This is a genomic window from Sphingomonas sp. AC435 (assembly GCF_979253005.1).
The window spans coordinates 1-398 of record NZ_CEEDCJ010000026.1 but is presented as its reverse complement, the minus strand read 5'-3'; the positions used below and the strand labels follow the sequence as shown (position 1 = coordinate 398).

Here is a 398-nt window from a genome sequence, read left to right as displayed (position 1 = left end):
TTGATCGAGGTAGCTCGAGGCGACCTGCAGAGCGTTGCCGACAAACACCCCAATGTCCTGAAGGCGATCACGATCGATAACGTCATTGAGGCGTCGATCGAACGCGAATGGCTGCTCAATGTCGGCCGCAGGATAGGACGTGCTCGCCTTGCCCACTTCCTCTGCGAGTTCGCGGTCCGTCTCGCCATCAAAAGCCACGTTCCTGACCAGACGGCGATCGCCCTGCCGCTTACTCAAGAGCAGATCGGCGACGCGGTCGCGCTGACCCCGGTTCACGTCAACCGCATGCTGAAGGAGCTGGAAGCGGAGGGCCTGATCAATAGGACTAAAAACTCGATCGTCATCGTTGAGTGGAAAGCTATGGCATCAGCGGCGGACTTCAATCCGTCCTACCTGCA

The 398-nt window shown here is 58.5% G+C and carries 1 protein-coding gene; it reads left to right on the top strand.

Annotation, left to right across the window (positions count from 1 at the left end):
* Positions 1-398 (top strand): Crp/Fnr family transcriptional regulator (locus AC0CH8_RS18820; protein ID WP_465241191.1); only part of this gene is annotated, 398 nt, incomplete at both ends.